General features: G+C 63.1%; 4 protein-coding genes. 1 reads left to right on the top strand and 3 read right to left on the bottom strand.

Translation table 11 applies throughout. The annotated features are described in order from the left end of the window. Nucleotides 1–478: 478 nt before the first annotated feature. The 3 genes from IP83_RS13365 to IP83_RS13355 all read right to left on the bottom strand — a co-directional run bounded on the left by IP83_RS13365 (nt 479) and on the right by IP83_RS13355 (nt 3729). Nucleotides 479–1825: a M24 family metallopeptidase gene (locus IP83_RS13365; protein WP_054122727.1), complete on the bottom strand. Its 1347-nt coding sequence runs from the start codon at nt 1823–1825 to the stop codon at nt 479–481. Next, the gene (locus tag IP83_RS13360) at nt 1822–3129 is read right to left on the bottom strand and encodes an aspartate aminotransferase family protein (RefSeq protein WP_054122726.1); all 1308 of its coding nucleotides are present in this window, start codon (nt 3127–3129) and stop codon (nt 1822–1824) included. Before IP83_RS13360 ends, IP83_RS13365 begins: the two co-directional genes overlap by 4 nt. A gap of 72 nt (nt 3130–3201) precedes the next feature. Then, a complete protein-coding gene (locus IP83_RS13355; protein WP_054122728.1) occupies nt 3202–3729 on the bottom strand; it encodes a carboxymuconolactone decarboxylase family protein in 528 nt (175 codons plus the stop codon). Nucleotides 3730–4218: 489 nt separating this feature from the next. Here IP83_RS13355 and IP83_RS13350 point away from each other — a divergent pair. Further along, a partial coding sequence (locus tag IP83_RS13350) for a calcium-binding protein (protein WP_197274368.1) occupies nt 4219–5716 on the top strand: 1498 nt, incomplete at its 3' end.

The following is a 5716-nucleotide window of genomic DNA, read 5'->3' as shown; positions in this document are numbered from 1 at the left end:
CATGTGTTAGGCATGCCGCCAGCGTTCGTTCTGAGCCAGGATCAAACTCTCAAGTTGTGTCACAATACCATGCAGCACAAAGCCTAAGCCCCGCAAACCACACAGCATCGAACTTCGGGAGCCGATTACCTGCACTTGTCAAACGTAATGGATACGAAGGACATGTCATGGCATCGGCTTCAATACCGGCGTTCGAGGCCCAAAGACCCTCGACACCGGGCGCCGTCGCCCACATGTCCCTTCATCTAAACTAACAATGTCAAAGAACCCGCCAGACAGAATCAGCCGGACAACCAACCCTCCCCGATTGCTACACCGGAGATCCTGGCGTCCGTCCATGTTGGCGACCAGCAGAACAACAAGCAATGCCGCCGTCCCTGCCGGTGGAGCGCATCTGATGGACGGCGGTTGATTCGTCAAGCACGAAATCAAACTTTTTTGATCCGGCCTGCAAAAAGGAGGCGCAGCAGCCCGAGGGTCAGGGATCGGACGGGATCAGTGTCAGGCTCGTCTGGCGTCCGTCGATGAAGCGCACGGTCTTCCCGTCAAAAAAGGCATTCTCCTCAGCGCGAAAGTCGACCCGCTGGCCGCCCCATTCGGGCACGGCGGCATAGGAGGTCAGCTCGATCGACCACGCCGTATTGGCATGGATCGCCGCATCTCCGCGCGGGTCGGCGTTCTGGTTGTCCCAGAAGCCGATCGATGGTCCGGCGCCGTGGCCGTGGAAGCTGATGGGGTGCGAGTAGATCGAAGGATCAAGCCCCGCCGCCTTGGCTTCCTCACGCGCGCGGGCCAGTGCTTCATTGCCGCTTCGCCCAACCACGAACTGGCGCAGCAAGGAATCCTGCACCTTGTTGCTGTTCGCCAGGCCCTGCTTCAGGCCCACCGGCGCCTCGCTCTCGCCCGGCTTCAGCACATAGGCGAGGTGCTGCGTATCGGTGTTGAGCCGCAAGTAGGTGATCCCGAAGTCGGTCCACAGGAGGTCGCCCGGACGGATCACCTCGTTCCCCTCGAGCATGCCTTCGGCGCCCTTGCGCTGGATCGCGATCGAGGGATGGAACCAGGCATCGAGGCCCAGCTGAAGCAGCCGGTCACGGTACCACCACTGGACCTGCTCCGCTGTGGTAACGCCCGGGGTGATGACCTTTCGCGAAAAGGCCTCGGCGATCACGGCGTGGGCCGTGCGCTCGATGGTCGGATAGAGCGCCATTTCGGACGGCGTGCGCGTTTCCAGCCAGCGGATCGACAGCCCCTCCCCGCTGACGATGCGGGCGCGCAGCGCCTCCGGCAGGGCGGCGGTGAACTTGTCGTACTGGCTGACGGTCATGCCATCGGCGAACTGGTGGAGATCGGAAATGTTGACCGCGATCTTCCCCGGATTGCGCGCCGCGATGATATCGGCCACGGCCTTCCACTGGTCCGGCTGCTTCGCCGGATCCCACGCCGGCTTGAACAGCCCGCCCAGCCCGTAGCGGCTGACCGTCAGGCGCTCGACCGGCTTGCCCTCGCCCGGATCGTGGAAGATCAGGATCGTGCGCCGCCGCGCATGCATGTTCTCGGCATCGAGCATCGTGGCGACCACCGGCTCCTCGAAATACTCGCGCGCGATCAGCAGCCAGAGGTCGATGCCTTCGGCGCGCATGATCGCCGGGATCACCGTTTCGAGCCGTTCGGAGAGAATGCGGTTCTCGGTTTCGGCCCGCTCGCGTGCAGAGAGGATTGGCGGAACGGCGGGTGCGGCCTGCTCCGTGTCGCTCATGCCGATGGGCGCGGCGAATGCCGGACTTGCCACCAGCACCGCCGCAGCGGCCAGCAGATGCTTCATGCTGCGCGTTCCAGTGCGGCGCGGATCGTTTCGGCGATACGGCCCATGTGATCAGGCTCGACGATCAGCGGCGGCGAGAGCGCGATGATGTCGCCTGTCACGCGGATCAGCAGGCCGGCGCGGAAGCAGTCGGTGAACACGTCATAAGCCCGCGCGCCGGGTGCTCCATCGCGCGATGCCAGCTCGATCCCGCCGACGAGGCCGATGGTGCGCACGTCGATCACATGCGGCGCATCGCGCAGGCCATGGAGCGTATCGGCCCACAAGTCCGCGAGCGCCGCACCGCGGGTCAGCAGTCCTTCGCGGGCATAGATGTCGAGCGTGGCGAGGCCGGCGGCGCAGGCGACGGGGTGGCCGGAATAGGTATAGCCGTGGAACAGCTCGATGAGGTTTTCCGGCCCGTTCATCAGACCATCATGCACCGCACGGCTGGCGAAGACTGCGCCCATCGGGAGGGTACCGTTGGTGATGCCCTTGGCGGTGGTGATGAGGTCGGGCGTCACGCCGAAGTAATCCGCACCGAACGGCGTGCCGAGGCGGCCGAATCCGGTGATCACTTCATCGAAGATGAGCAGGATGCCATGCCGCGTCGCGATTTCGCGCAGGCGTTCGAGGTAGCCCTTGGGCGGCGGCAGCACGCCGGTGGAGCCCGCGACCGGCTCGACGATCACCGCAGCAATGGTCTCCGCGCCGTGGAGCTGGACAAGCCGCTCGAGATCGTCGGCCAGTTCCGCGCCCTGTTCGGTCATGCCGCGGGTAAAGCGGTTGCGCGACAGGTCGTGGGTGTGGCGCATGTGGTCCACTCCCGGCAGGCTGGTGAACACGCGGCGGTTGTTGAGGATGCCGCCGACCGAGACACCGCCGAAGCCGACACCGTGATAGCCCCGCTCGCGCCCGATGAAGCGGGTGCGCGTGCCCTGGCCGATGGCGCGCTGGTAGGCGAGCGCGATCTTGAGCGCGGTGTCGACGGACTCGGAACCCGAGCCGGTGAAGAACACCCGGTCGAGCCCGGCGGGCGCGATCTCAGCAAGGCGGGTCGCGAAATCGAAGCCGATGGGGTGGCCCATCTGGAAGGCGGGCGCGAAATCCATCGTGCGGATCTGGTGGGAGACCGCGTCCGCGATTTCCTCGCGCCCGTGCCCGGCATTGACGCACCACAGGCCCGCCGTGCCATCGAGGATCTCGCGGTCGTCCGCCGAGCGGTAGAACATGCCGCGCGCTTCGGCGAGGAGGCGGGGCTGCGACTTGAACTGGCGGTTGGCGGTGAAAGGCATCCACCAGGCGGCAAGATCGGGCGTGTTCATCGGGGCAGGACTTTCCGGACGCGGTAAAACGAACCAGTGCAGCGTGGCACGTTCCGCGCGCCGCGAAAAGCCTCAGGCAACCTCGCGCAGCGCCGGCAGCGCGCAGACAGCATCGAGGCCGAGTACGTGGGCAACGCGCCCCAGCCCCATCCACACCGCGACGCAGAAGGCGAGATCGACGATCTCGTCATCGGTGAGCGCGGCCTTGCAGCGCGTCCAGAAATCCTCGTCGGTGGCGAGCGCTTTGGGATCGAGCCCGACTTTCTCGGCATATTCGATGGCGAGCTTCTCGCGCTCCGACAGGACCGGCGAAGTCCGCCATTCGTGAACGGCAGCGTAGAACGCCTCGTCCGGCGCCGGGCCATTCGTACGCTCGATGTCCGGCCGATCGCGCAGCACGCGAAAGTTCTGGCAGAGCTGGCACCCGTTGATCAGCGCCGTGCGCATCCGCGCGCCTTCGAACAGGCGGGTGGGCAGCTTCGACATGCGGTAGGTGACATCGGAAAAGCCGAAAGCGGCGTTCACGATCTCGGGCGCATAGTGCTCCGAGAGGTGGCCGAGCGGGTTCATGTGATGGGCTTCGGGCAGAGCAACACGCATGGCATCCTCCTTCATGGTCTGGCACAGGGCCTGCGGGCGATCAGACGCCCGGCAGCCCGCGTTCTCCACTCCCGAATCTGACAGGCGCGGGCTGTGCAGGAAAGGGACGTTCGGCGGGGAAGGTTGACGGGGTTGACACAGTCCAGAGCAAAAACCGGCAGCCCCGGCGCAGGGCGATCTGTCCCGCAGGAGGACGGCCGAAAGCGGCGGATTTGCAAGGATTCGCAGCGCATTTCGGGACTATGCCGCAAGCGTGTGCATGTAGGACAGCAGTTTATAAATAACAGACGCGTCTGTTATTTATCGGGATGTGAGAAGACTGTTTAGGGAGTGCTGGAACGGGGTTTGGGATGGGGCAGGTGTGTGGCAGGATCGATGGAGGGCGTGAGGTTTGGGGATTTGGTAAAGTGTCACCGTAATTCGTAATCCAGATGTCTGCGAGGAAATCCTCGGCTATTGAATTGAATTTGGCATGATTGGGAGCGGTTCATGGCAATCATTACCGGCACTGGTTCCAACGACACCTTGTCCGGAACCTCCGCCAATGATGAGCTCACTGGCGGTGCAGGCAATGACATTTTTGCGTTTACAGGGCGCCTGTTCGGTGAAGACGTCATCACCGACTTCGTACAAGGTCAGGACCGGATCAATCTCTCTGCCCTGGGCATTGCCGATCTGGCAACGTTGCAGGACTTCATCACAGAGAACCTTGGCAATACCGTCATCCGCTTGGTCTACGACAGCACGCTGGAAACAATCACCATCAATGGCATCGTGCCAAGCAAACTGACTGCCAGCGATTTCATCTTCAACACCTCGGCGGCGGCGTTATCTCTCACAGGAACCGGCAACGGCGACATCCTGTTCAGCGGCAATGGCAACGACACGCTGAACGGCGGCGATGGTGACGACGTTCTCTACAGCGGCGCCGGTGCCGATACACTCGTCGGCGGCAACGGTGATGACTGGCTGCGGGGCGGCAGCGGAAACGACATTTTTCGCTACACCGCGCGCCGGTTCGGCAGCGATGTGATTGCAGACTTCGTGAGCGGGCAGGACAAGATTGACCTCTCGGGCCTTGGTGTAGCCGATCTGGCGACGCTGTCGAACTACATGTCCGATGATGGTGGCACTACCGTGATCCGCCTGCGCTATGGCGGCGAATCGGAATCCATCACCCTCATTGGCATTCCGCTCAGCGGGCTGACGGCGGGCGATTTCATCTTAACCCCCGCAGCAACGTCTCCCACTGGGACCGTCGCCGACGACGTACTGTTCGGCGGTAATGGCAACGACACCATCGACGGCTCCAGCGGTTACGACGACCTTTACGGCGGCGCCGGTGCCGATACCCTCATTGGCGGCATTGGAAATGACCTGCTGACGGGCGGAAGCGGCAACGACATATTTGCCTACACTGCCCTTGCGTTCAACCACGATACAATCACGGACTTCGTCAAAGGTCAGGACAGGATCAATCTCGCACCCCTTGGCTTTGGCGATCTAGAGACGCTGTTGCCCTTTATCTCGGAGAACCAGGGCAATACCGTGATCAGTCTGCCCTTCGCCAATACACAGCAAACGATCACTATAAAAGGCATTCTTCCCAGCCAGCTGACTCCAAGCGACTTCATCTTCGACACTGCGACGACAGCAAAGACGCTGACCGGAAGCCTTGGATTAGACGTGCTGATCGCCGGAAATGGCAATGATACGCTGGATGGCAGCTATAACGATGACGTTCTCATCGCCGGTGCCGGTGCCGATACGCTGATCGGCGGCGATGGCAACGATACACTCTGGGGCGGGAGCGGCAATGACAGGCTCCTCGGCGGCTCGGGTGCGGACACGCTGATTGGCGGCTCGGGCCGGGATACGCTGACCGGCGGCAGCGGCAACGACACGTTTTCGGGCAGCGCGGCGGAGCTCAGCGGCGATACGATCACGGACCTCGATGTCGGCGACCGGATCACCTTTACCGGGGCCT

The sequence above is a fragment of the Novosphingobium sp. AAP93 genome (assembly GCF_001296055.1).
GTDB lineage: Bacteria > Pseudomonadota > Alphaproteobacteria > Sphingomonadales > Sphingomonadaceae > Novosphingobium.
This window is presented reverse-complemented; position numbering and strand designations above follow the sequence as displayed.